Genomic DNA, 20,156 nt, shown 5'->3' with positions numbered 1-20,156 from the left:
GACACCACCAGGTGTGTGCCGCAGGACTGCGACGCCTCCACCCGTGTCATGTGGCGAGCGGCGTGGATCTTGCACGACACTCCGGCCAACATTGGCAAAAGGTCAGGTGATCGGCACGTCGAGCCGCAAATCACCTGACCTCCTGCCGCGGGTCACCGCGGGGTCGCCGCCGGCGTCAGACGCGGGCGGTGGAGAAGCGCAGCTTCTCGGGGGTGGCGTCCGCCGCCGTCTTGCGCAGGAACGCCCGGCGGTGCACCGAGAAGGCGTTGCGGTCGTCGAAGAAGTCGCGGGCCATCTCGGCCAGCTCGATGGTCTGGTAGTACGACAGCGGGCGGTCCGTCGCGCGGCGCTCCGCGCGCGCGGCGAGCATCCAGCCGAGCGTCGCGGGCTCCTCGTACCCCTGCGCCGCCGAGGACAGCCAGGTGGTGAACTCGCCCCACTCACGCGGCCCGACGGCGCTGATCAGCCCGATGCGGGCCGCCTCGGCCACCGAGATCGGCAGCTTGCGCGACAGCAGCAGCGACGCGCGGTGGTCCCCGACGCGGGCCGGCATGCTCCACGAGTGCAGCTCGGAGCCGTAGATCCCCATGTCGTAGTACGGGTTGAGGACGACGCCCTCGCGGGCGAGCGTGACGTCCGCGCACAGCCCGGCCATGACGCCGCCGGCGCCGGCGTTCGCGGTGAACGCGGCGACCGTGAGCTGCTCCGCGGTGGCGATGGCGAGGCACAGCTCGTCGATGGCGCAGATGTTCTCCCAGGCCTCCGCGGCCGGGTCCGGCGACGCGTCGACGGTGCCCAGGTGGATGCCGTTGGAGAACGCGTGCTCGGTGCCCTTGATGACCAGCACCCGGGTGTCCTCGGTGAGGGCCTTCTCGACGGCGCTGGTCATGCGGCGGCACTGCTCGGTGTACATCGCGCCGCTGTACGAGCGGAACGTCAGGTAGCCGACGGCGCCGTCGCGCACGTAGGTCGTCTCGGCCAGGGCGTCCGGGACGCGGCGGAACGGTGCGTTGCTCGCGTCGATGACCTGGGCGGCCGGCAGCTTGGTGCCGCGGCGTCCGCTCAGCTCGGCGGCGTAGCCGACCCAGAGCGTGCCGACGCCGCAGGCGATCGCCACCGCGTCGAGGTTGCGGCCCACCACGGTTCCGGGCTGCGCGCCGGTGTGCTCCGGCGACGCGACGGCGTCGAAGATGCAGACCGACCGGCCGTTCACGCCCGCCGGGGCGCCGGGGGCGCCGTCGGCCGCGGCGACGAGCCGCTCCAGCTCGGTGGCGGGGCGGCTCCAGTCGACCCGGAAGTCCTCGCGGCGCAGCAGCGGCAGCTCACCGCTGACCGGCACGATCCGCAGGCAGGCCTCGGCCGGGATGGGCCGCTCGCCGTCGGCGACCTTGCGGACCACCTCGCCGATGCAGGCCATCGCGGCGTCCGCGACCCGGCTGTTGTAGAGGGCGCTCTTGGAGATCGGCTGGTCCGGCATGTCGAAGACGGCGGTGGCCCACACCGGGCCGGCGTCCAGCTCCTCGACGGCGGACAGGGCCGTGACGCCCCACCGGTCGCGGCCGTCGCGGATCGCGTGGTCCAGCGACGAGGGCCCGCGGTCGCCCACGGGGCCAGGGTGCACGATGACGGTCGGCCAGCGGTCGTAGATCGTGTCCGGCACGCGGTGCTTGAGGAACGGGCACAGGATCAGGTCGGGGTCCGCCCGCTCGACGGCGCGGGTCATGGCGGCGCCCGACTCGAAGGTCGGGGCGAGCTCGACTCCGACGTCGTGCCCCTGCTCCCGCAGGGAGCACCAGACCCGCTGGGTAAGACCGTTGAAGGCAGAAACCAGCAGGAGGATCCTCATCGGACGGTGGACTCCTAAATCGCACGGAAGAGCTCTGGGGGCGCCCCGCAGCCTAACCAGGGACGGCATTCGGGACAATGTGCCGCGGTGGTTCACATTCACCCGTGCGAAATCTTCACACGTGGCTGCCGCGGCGAAAGGTGTTCAGCCCTGGGGGCGCAGGGCTATCGCCATCGCCTCCAGCGCGAGGAGCGGCGCCACGTTGCCGTCCAGCCGGGTGCGGGCCACGCCGATCGAGTCCATGCGGCGCACCGTCTGCTCGGGGGTCGAGTCGGCGGCCAGCGCGCGCACGGTCTCGGCGAGCTCGGCGTTGACGAGGTCGACCTCCGCCCCGAGCTGCACCACGAGCACGTCCCGGTAGAGCGACAGCAGGTCCACCATCGCCCGGTCGAGCACGTCGCGCTGGTGCCGCGTGGCGCGGCGCTTCTGGTCGTCCTCGAGCTGCTTGAGCTGCGAGCGCAGGCGCGGCGGCAGCGTCTCGCCGTCGGCCACGCCGAGCGCGCGCAGCAGCTCGGCCTTCTCGGCGGCGTCGCGCTCCTGGGTGGCCGACACGGCCTCCGCCTTGGCGACGTCCACGAGCTCGCCCGCGGCGAGCACGGCGTCGCCGACGCCGCGGATGCGCCGCGCGATGCTCAGCACCGCGGTGCGCCGTTCGCGCGCGCCGGCGTCCCGCGCCAGGCGCTTGGCCAGGCCGACGTGGCTCTGCGCGGCGCGGGCCGCGCTCAGGGCGACCGCGGGGTCCGCGCCGTCGCGCCGCACCAGCAGGTCGGCGACGGCCTCCGGCGGCGGCACGCGGAGCACCACGGCCCGGCAGCGCGACCGGATGGTCGGCAGCACGTCCTGGACGGAGGGCGCGCACAGCACCCACACCGTGTGCGGCGGCGGTTCCTCGATGGCCTTGAGCAGCACGTTGGTGGTGCGCTCCGCCATGCGGTCCGCGTCCTCGATCACGATCACGCGCCACCGGCCGCCCGAGGGCGAGCGCGACGCCGTCATGATCAGGTCGCGCACCTCGTCGATCGCGATGACCACCTTCTCCGTGGCCAGCAGCGTCACGTCCGGGTGGGTGCCCGCCATGGTCGTGGTGCACGACCGGCAGACGCCGCAGCCGCCCTGCGGGCACTGCAGCGCCGCGGCGAAGGCGCGCGCGGCCACCGACCGGCCCGACCCGGGCGGGCCCGTCACGAGCCACGCGTGCGTCATGGCGGCCGGGTTGGCCACGGCGCCCTGCAGCGCGGCGACGGCGGACTCCTGCCCGACGACGTCGTCCCACACCGTCACGAGCGGTCCTCCCCCTCGGCGGCCGGGTCGGACCCGGTGACGCTCGCGGCCTCGGTGACCACCGGCGTCAGGCCCAGGCGGGCCGCGACGTCGACCCGGATCTGCGCCTGGATGTCGTCGACCGGCGCCGCGGCGTCGATGACCACCCAGCGCTCCGGGTCGGCCGCCGCGCGCCGGAGGAACGTGTCCCGGACCCGCGTGTGGAACTCGACCCCGGCACGCTCCAGCCGGTCGAGCTCGCCCTTGCCCTCGGCCGCCGCGCGGCGGGCGGCGGCCGCCTCGGGGTCGAGGTCGAGCAGGATCGTGATGTCCGTCCGCAGGCCCTTGGTGGCCCACAGGGAGATGTGCTCCACCTCGCCCGGAGGCAGGTCGCGCCCGCCCGACTGGTAGGCGATCGAGGAGTCGACGTAGCGGTCCGTGACCACCACGGCGCCGCGCTCCAGCGCGGGCCGCACCACGGTCTCGACGTGGTGGGCGCGGTCCGCCGCGTAGATCAGCGCCTCGGCCCGCGGGCCCATGTCCTGCCCGTGCATGACCGCGGCCCGCAGCTCCTTGCCGAGCGCGGTGGCGCCCGGCTCGAACGTGAGCAGGACCTCACGGCCCGTCAGGTCCGCCAGCCAGTCGCCGAGGAGGCGTGACTGGGTCGACTTGCCCACGCCCTCGCCGCCCTCGAAGGAGATGAAGTAGCCCGGTGCGTTCACGCCGCCACCCTAACCGGGCCCGCTGACATCGACCCCCGCTCCGGTCCGGCCCGCCCTGCCGGGCGACGCCCGCGCAGTCGGCGCACGATGGGGACATGGACGACAACGAGCAGAGCATCACGCCGATGACCGTGGACGAGTGCTGGGAGTTCCTCTCGATGCAGCCCATCGGGCGCCTCGGCACCGCCGTCGCCGGCGAGCCGGAGATCTTCCCCCTGAACTTCGCGGTCGCGGACCGGACCATCTACTTCCACACCATCCCGGGCACGAAGGTCGCGGAGGTGGCGATCAACGAGAAGGTCGCGTTCGAGGTGGACCAGTGGGGGCCCGAGATCGCCTACAGCGTCGTCGTGAAGGGCACCGCGGAGATCCTGGAGACCGATGCCGACATCGCGGCGGCCGAGTCGACCAACCTGGTCAGCTACCTGGAGGACACCCGCGACACCTGGGTGCGCATCACACCCGCCCAGGTGACGGGCCGCCGCCTGCGCCGCTGACCCGCCCGCCCGGCTACTCCTTGGTGGACGTGCTCTTCGCCGGGGCCTTCTTGGCCGGTGCCTTCTTCGCGGGCGCCTTCTTGGCCGGCGCCTTCTTGGCGGGGGTGCGCTTCTTGGCCGGGCCCTGGGCGCGCTTCTCCGCGAGCAGCTCGATGGCCCGCTCGGCCGTGATCGACTCCGGCGTGACGTCGCGCGGCAGGGTGCGGTTGGTCTCGCCGTCGGTCACGTACGGGCCGAACCGGCCGTCCTTGACCTGGATCGGCTTGCCGCTGGTCGGGTCGTCGCCGAGCTCGCGCAGCGGCGGCGTCGCGGTGCGCCCGCGGCCCCGCTTGGGCTGCTTGTAGATCTCCAGCGCCTCGTCCAGGGTGACCGTGAACATGGCCTCCTCGGACGGCAGGGTGCGCGAGTCGGTGCCCTTCTTGAGGTACGGACCGTAGCGGCCGTTCTGCGCGGTGATCTCGTCGCCCGACTCCGGGTCGGTGCCCACGACCCGCGGCAGCGACATGAGCTGCAGCGCGTCCTCCAGGGTCACCGAGTCGAGGGCCTGGGTCTTGAGCAGCGACGCCGTACGCGGCTTGGGCAGGGCGGCCAGCGCCCGCTTCTTCGCCGCGGCCGACAGGTCGGGGTCGAGGTCGGGCTCGGGCAGCTGCTCCGTCACGTACGGGCCGTACCGGCCGTTCTTCGCCACGATCGGGTTGCCCGACTCGGGGTGCGTGCCGAGCACACGGCCGTCGTCGGCGCCCGCCGCGAGCAGCTCGCGGGCCTTGGCGACCGTCAGCTCGTCGGGCGCGACGTCGTCCGGCACCGAGGCGCGGGGCGGGGTCTTGCCCTCCTCGACCTCGGCCGCGAGGTCCTCCAGGTAGGGGCCGTAGCGGCCCACGCGCACCCGGATGCCCTCGCCGATGTCCACGGAGTTGATCGCCGCGGCGTCGATCTCGCCGAGGTTCGCCACGAGCGCGCGCAGACCGCCGCCCTCGCTGTCCACGCCGAGCTCGTCGGACGTGCCGAGGTTGCCGGGCACCTCACCGAAGTAGAACTCGCGCAGCCACGCCACGCGCTCGCGGGAGCCGGCCGCGATCTGGTCGAGGTCCTCCTCCATCGTGGCGGTGAAGTCGTAGTCGACGAGCCGGTCGAAGTGCTCCTCCAGCAGGCGGATCACCGCGAACGCGAGCCACGTCGGTACCAAGGCCTGGCCGCGCGTGATGACGTAGCCGCGGTCCTGGATGGTCGAGATGGTCGCGGCGTACGTGGACGGGCGGCCGATGCCGCGCTCCTCCAGCGCCTTGACCAGCGAGGCCTCCGTGTACCGCGCGGGCGGCGTGGTGGAGTGGCCGTCCGCGGCGAGGTCGGTGCCGACCAGCGCGTCACCCTCGGCCATCGTCGGCAGGCGCGTCTCCTTCGCCGCCGCGGCACCCTCCGGCGCGTCGGTCTCGGCGTCCGCACCCTCCTCGTACGCGGCGAGGAAGCCACGGAACGAGATCACCGTGCCCGACGCCGAGAACACCGCCTCGTTGCCGTCCTGCGCGCCGCCGGTGATGGTCGCGCCGAGCCGGACGGACGCCGTCGACCCCTTCGCGTCGGCCATCTGCGAGGCCACGGTGCGCTTCCAGATCAGCTCGTACAGCCGGAACTGGTCGCCGCTCAGCTCGCCGGCGACCTGCGCCGGGGTACGGAAGGAGTCGCCCGCGGGGCGGATCGCCTCGTGCGCCTCCTGGGCACCCTTCGCCTTGCTGTTGTAGAGGCGGGGCGCGCCCGGCACGTACTCGGCGCCGTACAGCTCGGCGGCCTGCCGCCGCGCGGCGTCCGTCGCCTCCTTCGAGAGGGAGGGGCTGTCGGTACGCATGTAGGTGATGTAGCCGTTCTCGTACAGGCCCTGCGCGGTGCGCATCGCCTGGCGCGACGACATCCGCAGCTTGCGGCCCGCCTCCTGCTGCATGGTGGAGGTGGTGAACGGCGCCGCCGGACGGCGCGTGTACGGCTTGGTCTCCAGGCTGCGGACGGCGAAGTCGGCGGCCTCCAGCCCGGCGACGACGGCGCGGGCGGCCGTCTCGTCGAGCTGCACCACGCCGGTGCGGACCTTCAGCCGGCCCCGGTCGTCGAAGTCACGGCCCGACGCGACCTTCTGGCCCGCGAGCTGCGTGAGCCGGGCGCGGAAGGAGGGCTGACCGCCGTCCGACCCGTCCGGGACCGCGAACGTGCCCGCGACGTCCCAGTAGTCCGCGGACACGAACGCCATGCGCTCGCGCTCGCGCTCGACCACCAGGCGCGTCGCCACCGACTGCACACGGCCGGCGGACAGGCCCTGCCGCACCTTGCGCCACAGGACCGGCGAGACCTCGTAGCCGTACAGACGGTCGAGGATGCGCCGCGTCTCCTGGGCGTCCACCAGGTCCTGGTCCAGCTCGCGCGTGTTCTCCAGGGCGCGGAGGATCGCGTCCCGGGTGATCTCGTGGAAGACCATGCGCTTGACCGGGACCTTGGGCTTGAGCTCCTGGATCAGGTGCCAGGCGATGGCCTCGCCCTCGCGGTCCTCATCGGTCGCGAGGAAGAGCTCGTCGGCGTCCTTGAGGGCCTTCTTGAGCTCGGAGACCTTCTTCTTCTTGTCCGCGTGGACCACGTAGTACGGGTCGAACCCGTTGTCGACGTCCACGGAGAACTTGCCGTACGGGCCCTTCTTCATCTCCGCGGGCAGGTCCTTGGGCTGCGGGAGGTCGCGAATGTGCCCCACGCTGGCTTCGACCTCGTAGCCGTCACCGAGATAGCTCTGGATCTTGCGAGCCTTCGTGGGCGACTCGACGATCACGAGCTTGCGTGCCTGGGACATCCGGTCCTGCCTGCTTCCTGCTGGGTCTGGGGACGTGCGCCGGGTGGCGTTGGAGAGTTCACGGTACGCCAGGCACGACGGATCGCACCCTATCCGGGCTCACAGCGGCACGCCCGGCGGTTTCACATGACCGTGGTGATTTTCACTCGTGGCGTCAAAGACACCGGCGTCACGGACACGTGGCGGCAAGGACACGGGGAGCCTCACACCAGCGACACGGTCTCTTCAGGAGGCTCCTCTACGGTGGAGCCCATGACCGACCGCACCCTCCCGCGCCGCGACCTGCCGCGACCCCCGCACGCCGGCGATGTCGGCAGCGTCGGCAGCCCGATGCCCGGCCGGACGGCGGGCCTCCGGCCCCGGGTGGTGCCGCGCGTCGCGGCCGCCGTGGTCGCGGTGCTCGCGCTGTGGGGCGTGTGGGCCACCTGGGACACCTTCGTCGGCTCGGGCCGCGGCCAGCACGCCGACCAGCTCGCGCTCGAGGGCGCGGCCACGGGGCAGGGCGTGCTCTGGGAGCTCGCCGAGCCGGTGCTCGGCGTGGTGTCCAACTCGTTCGTCGGCCTGGGCCTGGCGGTCGCCGTGGTGCTCGCGCTGGCCCGCGGCCGCTGGTGGCTCGCGGCACAGGTCGCGATCCTCGTGGCCGGCGCCAACCTCACCACGCAGCTGCTCAAGCACGTGGTCCTCGACCGGCCGGCGCTGCTCGACATCGCGCGGGCCGACATCAACACCCTTCCCAGCGGGCACACGACCGTCGCGGCGTCCGTCGCCGCCGGGCTGCTCATCGCGGTGCCGCGGCGCTGGCGCCCGCTCGTCGCGCTGGCCGGTGCGGCCTACACGGCGGCCACCGGGGTGTCCACGCTGATCGGGCAGTGGCACCGGCCGTCCGACGTCGTCGCCGCGATCCTCGTCGTGCTCGCCTGGAGCGCCGGCGTGTGCGCGCTGAGCTCGCCGTCGTCCCTGGACGAGCCGCGCACCGGCGCGGAGCCCGGGTCGTCGGGCGTGGCCGGGCTGCTCCTGCTCGGCGCCGTCGTCTGCGGCGCCCTCGGCCTCGGCGCGCTGGGCAGCGTGCGCGGCTACGGCTGGGGGCTGCCGATCGGCGGCGACCTCACGGCCTACATGGGCGGGGCGCTCGGGGTGGTGGCCGTGACGCTCGGTTCGTTCGCGCTGATGCTCCTGGTCCGCCAGTCCACGGCCCGCCCCTGAGCCCGGAACGGGTCAGACGCCCGGGCCACATCAGTGGCCTGGGCGTCTGACCTGTCAGGCGGAGATCACGGGGTGGAGTAGCCGCCCGTGTACGAGCCCGAGCCCGAGTACGACTCCACGATCCAGCGGTAGGTGCCGGCCGTGCCCGAGTAGCTCACGCTCTCGTCGGGCGACGACGTGATGCCCTGGGCCACGGTGACCCAGCTGCTGCCGCTCACCTTCTGCAGGAACAGGTCGAAGTCGGCGCCGGTGGGGCCGTCGAGGCAGCCCGTGATGGTGCCGGACGACGCCGAGAACCCGCTGCTGCTCGGCTTGTAGGTGTAGGCGCCGTTGGTCAGCGAGCCGCTGAACGCCGTCTCCTGGCTGGCGCACCCGGTGGGCGGCGTCGTGCCGCCCCCACCCGTGATCAGCGTGACGCCCGCGGCGCTGAGCGCCTCGTTCACCGGCTGGAAGTAGGTGGTGCCGCCCGAGGAGCAGTTGCCGGAACCACCGGAGGTCATGCCCTGGGCCTGGGTGCCGGCCAGCAGCGAGCCGCCGGAGTCGCCGGGCTCGGCGCAGACGTTGGTCCGGATCAGGCCCGAGACGGTGCCCTCGGCGTAGGTGACCGAGGCGTTCAGGGCCTGGATGGTGCCGCAGTGCCAGCCGGTGGTGGAACCGGAGCGGCAGACGGTGGCGCCGACCGCGGCCGCCGTCGAACCGGCGACGTTCACGGTGCCGCCGCTGTAGTTGTTCACCGCGCCGACCGGGGTGTCGTCCGTGCCGACGTTCACGTAGGCGTAGTCGTTGCCCGGGAACGAGGAGGTACGGAAGGTGCCGCTGGGGCTGGTGGTGGCGTTGCCGACGTCGCCGCAGTGACCCGCGGTGACGAAGCCGCCGGTGGCCGAGAAGCCGACCGAGCAGCGCGAGCCGCCGATGTAGTAGGCGTTGCCGCCGATCACGTTGATGAAGGTGCGGGGCATCTCCGCCACCTCGACGAGGGAGACCGAGCCTGCCGCGACCCCGGCGTCCGCGACGGCGGCGGCCACGGCGGCCTTCGCCCCCTTGGCCACCTCGAGGACCACGGCGTTGGACTCGACGTCCACGTAGGCGCCGGCGACGTCGGCCCGCGGGGCCGCCCGGTACGCCTTCGTGGCGAGCCGGTCGAGCTGCGCCAGGGACTTGTCGACGGTGACCGCCGTGGCGCCGGCGGCGCGGACCTCGGCCGCCCCGGCCTTGTCGGTGACCGCGACGAACAGCTCGGAGCCGTCCACCCACGAGCCCGCGTAGCCCTTGTCGAGGGCCTTGACGATGGAGTGCTGCTTGTCGGACAGAGCCTCGTCCGTCTTGAGGCGGTCCACGGCCTGGGAGGTGGTCAGGCCGAGATCGCGCTCCAGGGCCGCGACCATGCCCGGGGCGTAGCTCGTCACCTCGGGCTTGTCCGCTCCGGCAGCTGCGCTTGCGGTAGCAGCGGTGATGCTGCCGGCGAGAAGCGTCGCCGCGGCTGTGGCCACGGTGATCGCCTTGAAGGATGTGCGTCTCATGTCCAGCGACTCCTTGTCGTCGGGGCAATGGATTCACCCAGTGCGGCACAGCGTATGGTCGCTTTCAGGCAACTCCCAGATACCGGTTAGGACATATCGGAGCAATATGCGGACATGCCGCAGAGCGGGTAGGGACTTCCCCTACCCGCCCCGCGGTTCCTCAGGACGTCAGTTCGTCAGGAGCGACACCCCTGCCGCGCTCAGCGCCTCGCCCACCGGCTGGAAGAAGGTCTGGCCGCCGGAGGAGCAGTTGCCCGAGCCGCCGGAGGTCATGCCCTGCGCCTGCGAGCCCGCGAGCAGCGAGCCGCCCGAGTCGCCGGGCTCGGCGCACACGTTGGTCTGGATGAGACCGGAGACGCTGCCCTCGGCGTAGTTCACCGTGGCGTTGAGCGCCTGGATCGTGCCGCAGTGCCAGCCGGTCGTGGAGCCCGAGCGGCAGACGCTGGCGCCCACGGCGGCGGGCGTCGAACCCTCGACGGCCACGGTGCCGCCGGCCCAGTCGTCGACCACGCCGACCGGGGTGTCCGAGTCCACCGAGACATAGCTGTAGTCGCTGCCCGGGAACTCCGAGACCTCGAAGGTGCCGCTCGGCTCGCTCGCCGAGGAGCCCACCGAACCGCAGTGCCCGGCGGACACGAAGCCGCCGGTGACGGCGAAGCCGACCGAGCAGCGCGCGCTGCCGTCGATGAAGTACGCCTCGCCGCCGATCACGTCGGCGAACGTGCGGGGACGCTCCGCGGACCGCGTCAGCGAGACGACGCCGGCGGGCACGCCCGCCTCGGCCACGGCGGCCCGGACGTCGGCCTGGGCGCCGTCGACCACGTCGACGACGATCTCGTTGGTCTCCACGTCCACGTGGTACGAGGTCACGTCGGCCGGGGACAGCGCGCCGTCCAGGTCCGCGGTCCAGGCGTCGAGGACCGTGAGCGAGTGGTCAACGGTCACGGGGGTGGCCCCGGCCGCGCGGACGTCGGCCGCCTCGGCGGCGTCGGTCACGGCGACGTGCAGGGTGTCCGCACCCTCGACCCAGGCCCCGGCGTAGGAGGCGCCGAGCGACTTCTCCAGGCTCTGCTGCGTGTCGGCCAGGAGCTCCTGCGCCTGGAGCTGGGCCACGGCGTCCGCCGTGCTCAGGTTCAGGTCGCGCTCCATGGCGGAGACGAGACCCGGCGTGTAGCCGGCGGTGGCGGCCTCGACGTCGGACGGTGCGGCGGCGACGGCGCTGATGGTGCCGGCAAAGAGGCCCACGGTGGCGGTTGCCACGGCGACGCCCCGGAGGGAAGTGCGACTCATCTCCAGCGACTCCTTGGATCGGAGAGGGTGAAGTTCCACCCGCGGGTGATTTTTCACCCGCCCTGCCACCGTAGGAGGAGATGGACTTCACGCCCAGATCACACTCAGGTCATACATATTTCCTATGGAGGGCAAACCACGTACGAGGTTCAGCCGAGGCATGACGGGTCAGACGTACAGGTCACTCCTGTGACCTGACGTCTGACACGTAGCGAATCAGCCGAGCATCCCGTACATCGCCAGCCACTGCTCGTACTGCGGGCTGCGGCGCACGGCGTCGCGGTGGGCCCGGTGGGCGGCGCCCTCGACGGCCTCCAGGTCCACCCGGAGGTCGGCGTCGTGCCGCCAGCCCAGGTAGTGGGTGCGGCGCAGGGGCGCCCCGGACAGGGGGACCGTCGCCACCCCCGGCGGGTCCGGCTGCCCGGGCTCCACGAGCGCGACGGCGCGGCCGGCCCGCACCTGGTCGACGGCGGTGGTCCACTCGGCCTCGCCCATGCCGCGCGGCGTGAACCCCGCGCGCACGCACGCCGACACGAAGCACTCCTCGAGGCAGCCGTGCGACGGCACGCAGAGCCACTGCTCCTCGGCCAGCTCGGCGAGGGACACCTCGGGCTTGCCCGCGTACGGGTGGTGCTCGTCGATCAGCACGAACATCGGGTCGGTGCACACCCGCGTCCACGACACCTCGACCGCCGCCGGCGGCGAGACGTCGGAGCACATCCCGACCAGCCCGACGTCGATGGTGCCGCGGGCGAGCCGGGACGCGACGTCGTCGGGCAGCGGGGGCATCGCCGTCGTGACCTGCGCACCGGGCATCCCGATGTGCAGCTGGTTGACGAACAGCCCGCCCAGCCCGGTCCCGGTGATGCCGACCCGCACGGTCTCGCCGTGGGCGACGTCGCCGTTGACGAGGCGTTCGGCGTCGTCCGCGAGGGCCGCCATGGCGGGGAGAAGCACGCGAGCGTGCCTGAGCACCAGCTCACCGAGCTCTGTCGGTCGCGCACCGAACCGGTCGCGGACGAAGACGTTCCCGCCCAGGGACCGGTCGATGCGGTTGAGCTGCGCGGTCAACGCCGGCTGCGCGATGCCGAGGGCAGCGGCCGCCTTCGTGACGCTGCCCGACTCGGCAACAGCGACAACCATCCTCAAGTGCCGCATGTCGAGTTCCACACGGTGGAAAATATCTGTCATAGCCGGATATGTCTCGGGCATCGACAAGATTTATCGGTCTTCGACAATTCCGTTACGTCCCGGTAACGGCGCGCGGCCCGCAGCGCCGGCCGAGGCGCTCGGGCTCACTCCTCCAGGAAACCGTCCCTGACCAGTCCCCGGACGGCCGGGAGCAGCTCGGCCGCCAGCGCGTCCACGGGCACCTCGAACAGCGACGCGAGGGCGCCGACGATCTGCCCGACCGACAGCTCGCCGTCGCACGCGCCCACGAGGGCCGCGAGCGGGCTCGACGCGTGCACGCCCCGCCCCAGCCCGTCCCCCTGCCGCAGCACGACGACGTTCGGGTCGGCGGCGCCCGGCGTCAGGTAGCGCTCCTCCGTCACGTCCGCGGCCGTCACGAGGTGGGCCGCGGCGAGCGCGGCGTCGTCCCGGGCCGCCAGCCAGTCGTGCCCGGCGAGGCTGCGGGCGATGTGCGCCCCGAGCGGCTGGCGCACCGACCCGGTGTGCTCCTCCAGGCGCCGCAAGGTCACGGCACCCGAGGCGGGCCGCCGGAGAGTCACGATCCCGAAGCCGACGGCCTCGACGTCGCGGGAGGCGAAGTCGTCGAGCCACGCGCCGTACGCGGCGGCCCAGGCGTCCGGCTCGCGGTCGGGCGTGGTCCCGCCGTCGCGGATCCAGGTCTCGGCGTACTCGGCGGGGTCGAGCACCTCGCGCTGGATGATCCAGCCGTCCAGGCCCGCCTCGTCGAGCCAGCGGCCCACCCGCTCGGCCCAGGGCTCGCCCCTGCGGTGCTCCCAGTTGGCGAGGAGCTGGGCCGTGCCGCCCGGGGCGAGCACGTCGCCGACGCCGAGCACGAGGTCGCGCACCAGGTCGTCGCCCGCCCGGCCGCCGTCGCGGTACTCGTAGTCGCCGATCGCGTCGGCCACGGCGCGGCCGGCCGCCCCGGCGTGCGGCGTGATGACGAACGGTGGGTTGGAGACCACGAGGTCGAACCGCTCCCCCGCGACCGGCTCCAGCAGGGACCCGTGCCGCAGCTCCAGCTCGGCCCCGTCCGGCTGGTTCAGGGTGGCGTTGAAGCGCGCGAACGACAGCGCGCGCCGCGAGATGTCGGTCGCCACCACCTGCCGGGCGTGCCGCGCCGCGTGCAGGGCCTGGATGCCGCAGCCGGTCCCCAGGTCCAGCACCCGGCCGGTCGGGTTGCGCACGGTCACCTGCGCGAGCGTCAGGGACGCGCCGCCCGCGCCGAGCACGTGGTCGGTCGCCAGGCGGCCGCCGGTCGCGAGCTCGCCCAGGTCGGAGGCCAGCCACCAGCGCGCGTCGCCGACGGCGTCGACCGAGGAGTAGGGGTGCAGGTCCACGACGGCGCGCACCTCGTCGTCGTCCCCGGAGCCCTGCGCGGTGACCAGGCCCAGCCGCTCCGCCCCGGCCGCGCCGGTCGCGGGCAGCGCGCGGTCCACCGCGGCGCGCGGCACGGCTGCGCCCAGCAGGAAGAGGGCGGCGAGGGTGGCGCGCGGGTCGCGGTCCGACGGAGGCTTGCCGGCCGTCGCCGCCGCGACCGCCCGGCGGGCCGGCAGCGCCTGCTCCCGGTGCAGCGCGGCCGCGGCGAGCGGCCCGAGGACGTCCTCGACGCCGTCGACGTCGTAGGCGGAGGCGAGCAGGTCGGCCCGGAGGGAGGCGACGAGGGCGGGGTCGGTCACAGGAGGCTGCACGGCCCCATCCTGACGGGCTACTGCCGGCAGTTCGAGTTGACGTAGAGCCCGATGGCCTTGGTCGCCTCGATCATCGCCTCGGTGTCGAGCTCCTCCTGCGCGCCGCCGACCGCCGAGAGCACGGCGGGGCCGTCGTTGGCCTTCACCTTCTCGATGTTGTTCGCCACGGTCGAGTAGTAGGTGAACGCCACCGCCCAGTCCGCGGAGATCGCCTCCGGCGGCGTCACGCCGTCCAGCGCGTTGCGCGCGTTGATGAAGCCCTTGCGCAGCGTCTCGGGCTGGTCCTCGACCATCGCCGACTGCGCGTTGGCGGCCTGCGTCCACGCCATCTGCGTCTGCGCGCACGACGCGGCGTCCGCCGACGACATCGCGCCGCCCGACGAGGGGAGGTTGTCCATGCCCCAGCCCGTGCCGAGGCCCAGCACCGCGGCGATGACGCCGGCCAGCACCAGCACCATCGGCCGGTCGAGGAACGGAGGCAGGCCGCGGCGCAGGGTCCGCTTGATCTTGCGCTGCTGCGCCGTGCTGGGGGTGGGGATGCGGCCCCGGGGGCCCTTCCCGGCCTTCGTGGAGCCCTGACCGCGGGACGGGGGCGTGCTCGGCGCGGCCGGGACGTCGTCCTCCGGCAGCGCCTCCTCCGGGGCCTCGTCGGCCGCAGGGCCCACGTTCAGCGGGAAGCCCCCCGCGGGGGTGGGGGCGGTGTCGTCCTTCGGCGCGCCCTTGGCACCCGACTTGGCGCCCTTGCCCTTGGAGCGGGACTTGCCGGCCTTGCCGCTCTTGCCGCCGGCGTTCTTGCTCCGGCCCCGGGCCGCGGCGGGTTCCGCCGCCGCCACGGAGCCCCACGGGTTCGCGTCGCCCTCGGGCTCGCCGGGGGCGGCGTCCTCGCCGTCGACGACGACGGGTGCCGGTACCGGGCCCCACGGGGATCCGGTGCCGCTCTCCTCGGCCGGTGCGGGGTCGGCGGGGGCGGCGGACGCACCCGCGCTGCCCCACGGGCTGGGCGTGGCGGTGTCGTTCTGCGCGAGCCCCTCGGCCCACTCGAGGGCGCTGGCACCGGGGGCGGCCTCACCCGCCGCGAGGCTCTCCGCCCAGGTGAGGGCGTTGCTCGCGGGGGGACCACCGGCGCGGGAAGCAGCACGACCGCCCCGCGAGCCCTTGCGCCGTGTCGCACTCATAGCCGCGCACTTTACCCGCAGAACCCGGGAGGACAGGAGGGGCAATCGTGTGATAGCTGACGAACTGTGGGTGAAGTGCTACCCGTTCAGGTAGGCGATGCTCGACCAGAACACGACCACGACCAGCATGACCACCCAGATGGCGAGCGACCACAGACCCCAGTTGCGCGCCCGGCGGGACGCCTTGCGCGCCTTGTCGTGCTCACCCGTCTTCCAGTGCGCGTTCACGCGCGACGCATTCACGAGCGCCACGATTCCCGTGGGCCAGACGCAGATGGTCATCAGAATGCTGAACACGAGGTACGACCGCGGCGGGTACTGCAGCTGCGCGGGGTACGTGTGGACGTTGACGTTCACGGGCGAACGCGACCCGCCGGGCGTGCCGGACGGTGCTGCGGAGCTGCTCATGAAAGTCTCCCTCGCCGATGTAGAGGGAGAACTTAGTCCAATTTCGGTGATTTGTTGAATGCCCAGGTCAGGCCGGGATCTTGCGCAGCACCTCACGATAGAAATGCACTCCGCGGCTCAGGGAATCAACCGTCAGGTGCTCCCCGGTGCCGTGCGTCGACTGCCGCTGCTCACGCGTCATGACGAACGGGCTGAACCGGAAGACGTGGTCGCTGATCGGCGTGAACCGGCGCGCGTCGGTGGCGGCGACCGTCACGTAGGGCGCCACGACGGCGTCCGGGTACGCGGCCCCGATCGACTCGCTCAGGAGCGCGAACTGCTGGCTGTCGGTGGGCGAGACCTCGCTGGGCTCGCTGCTCTCCACGACCTCGATCTCGACCCGCTTGTCCCGGATGACACGGCGCAGCCGCGCGACCGTCCGGTCCACGGTGTCGCCGAGCGCCACCCGGACGTCGAGGCGGGCCCGGGCCGTCGTGGCGGCGGTGCTCGCGCCGGGGCTGCCCTCGAGCTCGGTGACCGCCACCGTGGTGCGGACCGTCGCGACGGCCTCGGGGCCGCCTCCGGCCAGCACCCAGGCGGCCAGCTTACGCAGCGGCCCGGCCGCGGTCCTGGCCGCGAGCCGGAGCGTGGCGCCCTTGAGACCGGTGGCACCCGGGGCCACCTTGCCCAGCATCTCCACGGTCGGCGCGTCGACCCGCGCCGCGAACCGGTGCCGGCCCACGCGCGTCACGGCACGGGCGAGCCGCGTGGTCGCGGTCCACCGCCCGGGCGTGGCCGCGTGGCCGCCGACGTCGGTGGTGTAGAGGTTGATCCCGACCAGGCCCTTCTCCGCGACGCCCACCAGGGCCGTCTGCCGGTCGACGCCGGGCAGCACGTCGGTCGCGACGGACCCGCCCTCGTCGATCACGAGCCACGGCCGCACGCCGAGCTCGTACAGGCGGCGGACGGCGATCTGGGCGGACTCGCCGACCGTCTCCTCGTCCGCGCCGAAGAACAGCCAGATGTCGCGCTCGGGCACGAAGCCCTCGGTGAGCAGCGTCTCGACGGCGTCGAGCACCGCGACCAGCCCGCCCTTGTCGTCGAGCGTGCCGCGGCCGTGCACCACGCCGTCGCGGATCTCGCCCGAGAACGGGTTCCCGGACCAGTCGACGGCCCGGACCGGCGCCACGTCCTGATGCGCCATGAGCACCACCGGGTAGGGGTGCAGCACGTCCTGCCGGCCCTTGCCGGGCCAGCGGTAGAGCAGGCCGTGGTCGCCCGCCGGCTCGCTCTGCAGGGCGTGCACGCGGGGGTAGAACGTGGCCAGCGCGGCCCGGTGCCGCGCGAACGACTCGTGGTCCAGGTACTGCGGGTCCCACACCGAGACGGTGGGGATCTGCACGAGCGACGACAGGTGCCCCGCGGCGATGTGGCCGGCCGACGTGTGCCGGTCGCCGTACGGCTCCGACGGGACGAACGGCGAACCCGGGCGCTTGGACAGGACGGCGTCCGGCGCGGCGGGCTGCTCGGTGACCGGCTGCTCCTGCCTGGCGTCCGGCGCCTTCCTGGCAGCGCTGCGTTCCGGCGCGGTGCGCACCGTGCCCGCCGGGGCGCTCGTCGCCTCGCGCTCGGGCGGCGGGGCCTGCCGGGCTGCCGCCTTCGCGATCAGTTCGGCCGTGACCTGAGGAATGGCCTCGGTCGGGTCGATGTCGGCACTCACGGGACCTTCTCCTGCTCCGGGTCCCACGTCGGGGCCCCCTGCGTCGGGGCTCCCGTCCACGCCCGCGGACCACGGGGCGTTCGGGAGCACAACACGGCAGACGATAGCGGCAGCACCCGGTTTTCCACATACCCCTGGTGATCCCGGACGCGCCGCGGACCGCACGGATCAGACGTCCGCGGTGGTCACGACGCGGCCCAGTGGATCGCCGTCCCCGCCTGGCTCAGGCCGCCCCGGGGATGGGTGCGGAAGAAGACCGAGGTGCCGAACACGAACGCCCGCGCGTGTCCTATTTTGCCGGATACGGCAGCAATCTGCCCATCGGCCGCCTCCGGCCCGTCGCCGTCCTCCGAGGACGTCCAGTGGCCGGCGAGAAAGCTGCCGTAGGTCAGCTCCGCCGTCGTGCCGGGACCGAGGTCCGTGAACCACACGGCCGGGTAGACGAACCCCTGCTCCTGCGGGTGGTCGTCCAGCACGTCACCAGCGGCGTCGGTCTCGATGATGCCGTTGCCGTCCGCGTCGCCCGTCACCGCGGTGCCGCTGACCAGCCCGTACGACTCCGCGGCCGCGAACGCGCCGGCCCCGCGCCCGACGATCGCGCCGCCGTCGCGCAACCAGGACCGGACGTACGCGTGGCCGGCCGAGCCCGTGGGCAGGTCCAAGGATGAGCCCACCCACAGGACGTCGGCGCCCTCGAGGCCGGTCGGGCGGCCCGCCGCCGCGCTCGTGCCGATCCCTCGCGCCGAGACCGCGACCAGGTCGTCGAACCCGAGCGCCAGGAGCGACAGCCGGTCGTCCTGGTCGCCCACGTACGCGACCGTCAGGTCCTCGGCCGGTTCCCCGGCCGCCCAGGCGGCGCGCGACGCCGCCGCGAAGTCGATGCCGTACCGGTCGGCCACGTGATGGGCCGCCCCGTGCCCGCGCGGCCCGACGACGGCGCGCCCGTCCGCCGTGAGCCGCACCGCGACGCCCTGGTCCAGCAGGTCGTTCAGGGCCCGCTGGTCCGTTACGCCGGCCAGGTCGAAGCCGACGTAGGGCTGCCCGTCCGGGACGCTGCCGCGCCCGCGCCCCGCGAGGACGGGAACGGTCCGCCCCACCGGGCCGTCGGTGGTCGCGCCCACCCGGTCCACCGTCGCGCCCCAGAGGGCCGCCAGCGACCACGCCGAGATGTCGTACATGGCGGGCACCGTGGCGGAGATGTCCGAGCCCGGGCCGAGCAGCGAGCTCGCCAGGCCGCGCAGCGGCTGGTGCAGGTCCACCACGTACGAGCCGGCGGGATAGGTGGTGCCCGTGCCCGGGAGGTGCGCGGGGGCGGCCAGCCGCCCCACCTCGATGCCGTGGAACAGCAGCGTGTCCACGAGGTCCTCGGCGTCGCTCGCCGACCGCTGGCCAGGGCCCACCGGGATCACGTACGCGCGCGGCAGGCGCACCGTCTCCTGGTCGTCCGCCCGGTCCCAGAGCCGCTTCCACTCGTCCGGGCCGGGTACACCGGCGATGTTCCGGGTGGTCAGCGCGACCTTCGGCGCACCCGCCACCCCGCGGCGGAACATCTCGACCTGGTTCGCGAGCATGGCGTCCGAGTGGGTCCGGACGTAGTCGATCATCGACGTCATCGTCGTGACGGCTACCTCGGTGTCCACCGCCGAGTCGGCCCGCGTCGTGGTGGGGCCCGTGCGGCCCAGCGGCAGCTCGACCGTGCTGGTCACCGCGCCCTGCAGCGACGCGTACTGCGCGGTGAAGACCGGCGGGTAGTCGTCCCAGCCCGACGGCGTGTCCCGGTACGGGATCTTGACGAACCCCGTGTCCTCCTCGACCGCGTCGCCCGTGCCGGGGTCGTAGGAGGTGTTGCCGTCGATGTCGGCCGCGACGACGTCGTCCTCCACCTGGCGCGCGATCGCGTAGGCGTGCGGCACGAGCAGGTCGTACTCGTAGCTCGCGCCGTGCGGCGGGCCTGCCGGCTCGACCTGGAGCACGTCGGTGTAGCCGTGGAAGTCCGCCGCGAAGAGCGGCTGCACCGCCTGCACGGTGCGGGCGTACGAGCGTGCCTCCGGGGTGGCGAGCGTGATCATGTCGCGGTTCGCGTCCAGGCCCAGGGACGTCTCGCGGGTCGCGTGGGTGCGCCCGTCCGGGTTGAGCGTCAGGCTGAACACGAGCCGGTGGTGCGCCAGGGTCTCCCGCGTCGCGCGGTCGTCCGCCGTCGCCAGTCGCTCGATGACGCGCAGCGCGGCGTCCGTGCCCTCCCACTCGTCGCCGTGGATGTTCGCGCTCATCCAGATCGGGGTCTTGTAGCCCGCGCGCAGGGCGGTGTCGCGCGCGGCGCGGTCCGGCCGCTCCCGGATCTCCGTGCGCCAGGCGGCCTGCCGCGCGGTCTCCGACCGCCGCTCCGGCGCCGTCACGGTGACCAGGTAGAGGTCGCGGCCCTCGGTCGACTGCCCCACCACCTGCGTCGAGACCCGGTCGCTCCGGTCCATCAGCCTCGTCAGGCGCGGGGCCAGGTCCGCGTGGCTGACCGTGCCGTTGCGCTCCGTGGCGTCACGCGCGTTCGCCGGGTAGACCCGCAGGTCAGGCTGGTACGGGTACGACGTCGGCAGGCGCAGCCCGGCCCGGGGGCTCGGCACCGGCTCGGGCGGTACGTAGGAGGCGACAAAGGCGCCGGGGTCCGTGGGGCCGTCCGCCGGGCCGGTCCGTGCCACGGCGGGCGCGCCGAGGGCGCCGACGGCGAGCGTCGCGCCGGTCAGCGCGGCGAGCAGGCGAGTACGAACGAGCAACGGTGCCTCCCAGCGACAACCCGGCCCAGTCTGGACCATGACGCGGGCGAAGTGGGAGCGAACCC

The 20,156-nt window shown here is 73.4% G+C and carries 14 protein-coding genes; 2 read left to right on the top strand and 12 right to left on the bottom strand.

Features of this window, described 5'->3' with window-relative positions:
• Positions 1 to 175 precede the first annotated feature (175 nt).
• From QRN56_RS24415 to tmk, 3 genes are all read right to left on the bottom strand, one after another.
• Positions 176 to 1,846, bottom strand: coding sequence for an enoyl-CoA hydratase-related protein (locus QRN56_RS24415; protein WP_285107687.1), 1,671 nt, complete (start codon positions 1,844 to 1,846; stop codon positions 176 to 178).
• A 144-nt stretch (positions 1,847 to 1,990) separates the two neighbouring features.
• Positions 1,991 to 3,127: a DNA polymerase III subunit delta' gene (locus tag QRN56_RS24410; RefSeq protein ID WP_285107685.1), complete on the bottom strand. Its 1,137-nt coding sequence runs from the start codon at positions 3,125 to 3,127 to the stop codon at positions 1,991 to 1,993.
• On the bottom strand, positions 3,124 to 3,828 hold the full coding sequence (gene tmk, locus QRN56_RS24405) for a dTMP kinase (RefSeq protein WP_285107683.1): 705 nt from the start codon (positions 3,826 to 3,828) through the stop codon (positions 3,124 to 3,126). Before tmk ends, QRN56_RS24410 begins: the two co-directional genes overlap by 4 nt.
• Before the next feature lie 95 nt (positions 3,829 to 3,923).
• On the opposite strand from tmk, the gene QRN56_RS24400 reads away from it, so the two are divergent.
• The gene (locus tag QRN56_RS24400) at positions 3,924 to 4,325 is read left to right on the top strand and encodes a pyridoxamine 5'-phosphate oxidase family protein (protein WP_285107681.1); all 402 of its coding nucleotides are present in this window, start codon (positions 3,924 to 3,926) and stop codon (positions 4,323 to 4,325) included.
• Between the two features lie 13 nt (positions 4,326 to 4,338).
• Here QRN56_RS24400 and topA read toward each other — a convergent pair whose 3' ends face one another.
• Positions 4,339 to 7,149 carry a type I DNA topoisomerase gene (gene topA, locus QRN56_RS24395; protein WP_285107679.1) on the bottom strand — a complete coding sequence of 937 codons (2,811 nt, stop codon included), beginning with the start codon at positions 7,147 to 7,149 and terminating at the stop codon, positions 4,339 to 4,341.
• Between the two features lie 252 nt (positions 7,150 to 7,401).
• On the opposite strand from topA, the gene QRN56_RS24390 reads away from it, so the two are divergent.
• On the top strand, positions 7,402 to 8,352 hold the full coding sequence (locus QRN56_RS24390) for a phosphatase PAP2 family protein (protein ID WP_285107677.1): 951 nt from the start codon (positions 7,402 to 7,404) through the stop codon (positions 8,350 to 8,352).
• A gap of 65 nt (positions 8,353 to 8,417) precedes the next feature.
• Here the strand turns inward: QRN56_RS24390 and QRN56_RS24385 are convergent, their stop codons facing one another.
• From QRN56_RS24385 to QRN56_RS24350, 8 genes are all read right to left on the bottom strand, one after another.
• Positions 8,418 to 9,872 (bottom strand): S1 family peptidase, encoded by a 1,455-nt coding sequence (locus QRN56_RS24385; protein ID WP_285107675.1) that lies wholly within the window; start codon positions 9,870 to 9,872, stop codon positions 8,418 to 8,420.
• 168 nt (positions 9,873 to 10,040) lie between these two features.
• The gene (locus tag QRN56_RS24380) at positions 10,041 to 11,162 is read right to left on the bottom strand and encodes a S1 family peptidase (RefSeq protein WP_285107673.1); all 1,122 of its coding nucleotides are present in this window, start codon (positions 11,160 to 11,162) and stop codon (positions 10,041 to 10,043) included.
• Between the two features lie 216 nt (positions 11,163 to 11,378).
• Positions 11,379 to 12,320 (bottom strand): LysR family transcriptional regulator, encoded by a 942-nt coding sequence (locus QRN56_RS24375; RefSeq protein ID WP_285107671.1) that lies wholly within the window; start codon positions 12,318 to 12,320, stop codon positions 11,379 to 11,381.
• A gap of 137 nt (positions 12,321 to 12,457) precedes the next feature.
• Positions 12,458 to 14,041 (bottom strand): DUF7059 domain-containing protein, encoded by a 1,584-nt coding sequence (locus tag QRN56_RS24370; protein ID WP_285107670.1) that lies wholly within the window; start codon positions 14,039 to 14,041, stop codon positions 12,458 to 12,460.
• A 17-nt stretch (positions 14,042 to 14,058) separates the two neighbouring features.
• Positions 14,059 to 15,216, bottom strand: coding sequence for a hypothetical protein (locus QRN56_RS24365; protein ID WP_285107668.1), 1,158 nt, complete (start codon positions 15,214 to 15,216; stop codon positions 14,059 to 14,061).
• Between the two features lie 78 nt (positions 15,217 to 15,294).
• Positions 15,295 to 15,624 carry a CD225/dispanin family protein gene (locus QRN56_RS24360; RefSeq protein WP_285107666.1) on the bottom strand — a complete coding sequence of 110 codons (330 nt, stop codon included), beginning with the start codon at positions 15,622 to 15,624 and terminating at the stop codon, positions 15,295 to 15,297.
• A gap of 67 nt (positions 15,625 to 15,691) precedes the next feature.
• Positions 15,692 to 17,323 (bottom strand): M20/M25/M40 family metallo-hydrolase, encoded by a 1,632-nt coding sequence (locus QRN56_RS24355; RefSeq protein WP_285107665.1) that lies wholly within the window; start codon positions 17,321 to 17,323, stop codon positions 15,692 to 15,694.
• Between the two features lie 185 nt (positions 17,324 to 17,508).
• The gene (locus tag QRN56_RS24350; RefSeq protein ID WP_285107663.1) at positions 17,509 to 20,091 is read right to left on the bottom strand and encodes a M14 family zinc carboxypeptidase; all 2,583 of its coding nucleotides are present in this window, start codon (positions 20,089 to 20,091) and stop codon (positions 17,509 to 17,511) included.
• Positions 20,092 to 20,156 lie beyond the last annotated feature (65 nt).

The organism is Promicromonospora sp. MEB111, from assembly GCF_030209445.1.
Taxonomy (GTDB): domain Bacteria; phylum Actinomycetota; class Actinomycetes; order Actinomycetales; family Cellulomonadaceae; genus Promicromonospora.
Note: the sequence above shows the minus strand (reverse complement) of the source record. Positions and strands in the feature narration are given on the sequence as shown.

Bases quoted from the DNA above. Each gene is read 5' to 3' on its own strand.
- QRN56_RS24400 (WP_285107681.1), top strand. From the start codon at position 3,924: ATGGACGACAACGAGCAGAGCATCACGCCGATGACCGTGGACGAGTGC.
- QRN56_RS24360 (WP_285107666.1), bottom strand. From the start codon at position 15,624: ATGAGCAGCTCCGCAGCACCGTCCGGCACGCCCGGCGGGTCGCGTTCG.
- QRN56_RS24365 (WP_285107668.1), bottom strand. From the start codon at position 15,216: ATGAGTGCGACACGGCGCAAGGGCTCGCGGGGCGGTCGTGCTGCTTCC.
- QRN56_RS24415 (WP_285107687.1), bottom strand. From the start codon at position 1,846: ATGAGGATCCTCCTGCTGGTTTCTGCCTTCAACGGTCTTACCCAGCGG.
- topA (WP_285107679.1), bottom strand. From the start codon at position 7,149: ATGTCCCAGGCACGCAAGCTCGTGATCGTCGAGTCGCCCACGAAGGCT.
- QRN56_RS24385 (WP_285107675.1), bottom strand. From the start codon at position 9,872: ATGAGACGCACATCCTTCAAGGCGATCACCGTGGCCACAGCCGCGGCG.
- QRN56_RS24380 (WP_285107673.1), bottom strand. From the start codon at position 11,162: ATGAGTCGCACTTCCCTCCGGGGCGTCGCCGTGGCAACCGCCACCGTG.
- QRN56_RS24390 (WP_285107677.1), top strand. From the start codon at position 7,402: ATGACCGACCGCACCCTCCCGCGCCGCGACCTGCCGCGACCCCCGCAC.
- QRN56_RS24375 (WP_285107671.1), bottom strand. From the start codon at position 12,320: ATGCGGCACTTGAGGATGGTTGTCGCTGTTGCCGAGTCGGGCAGCGTC.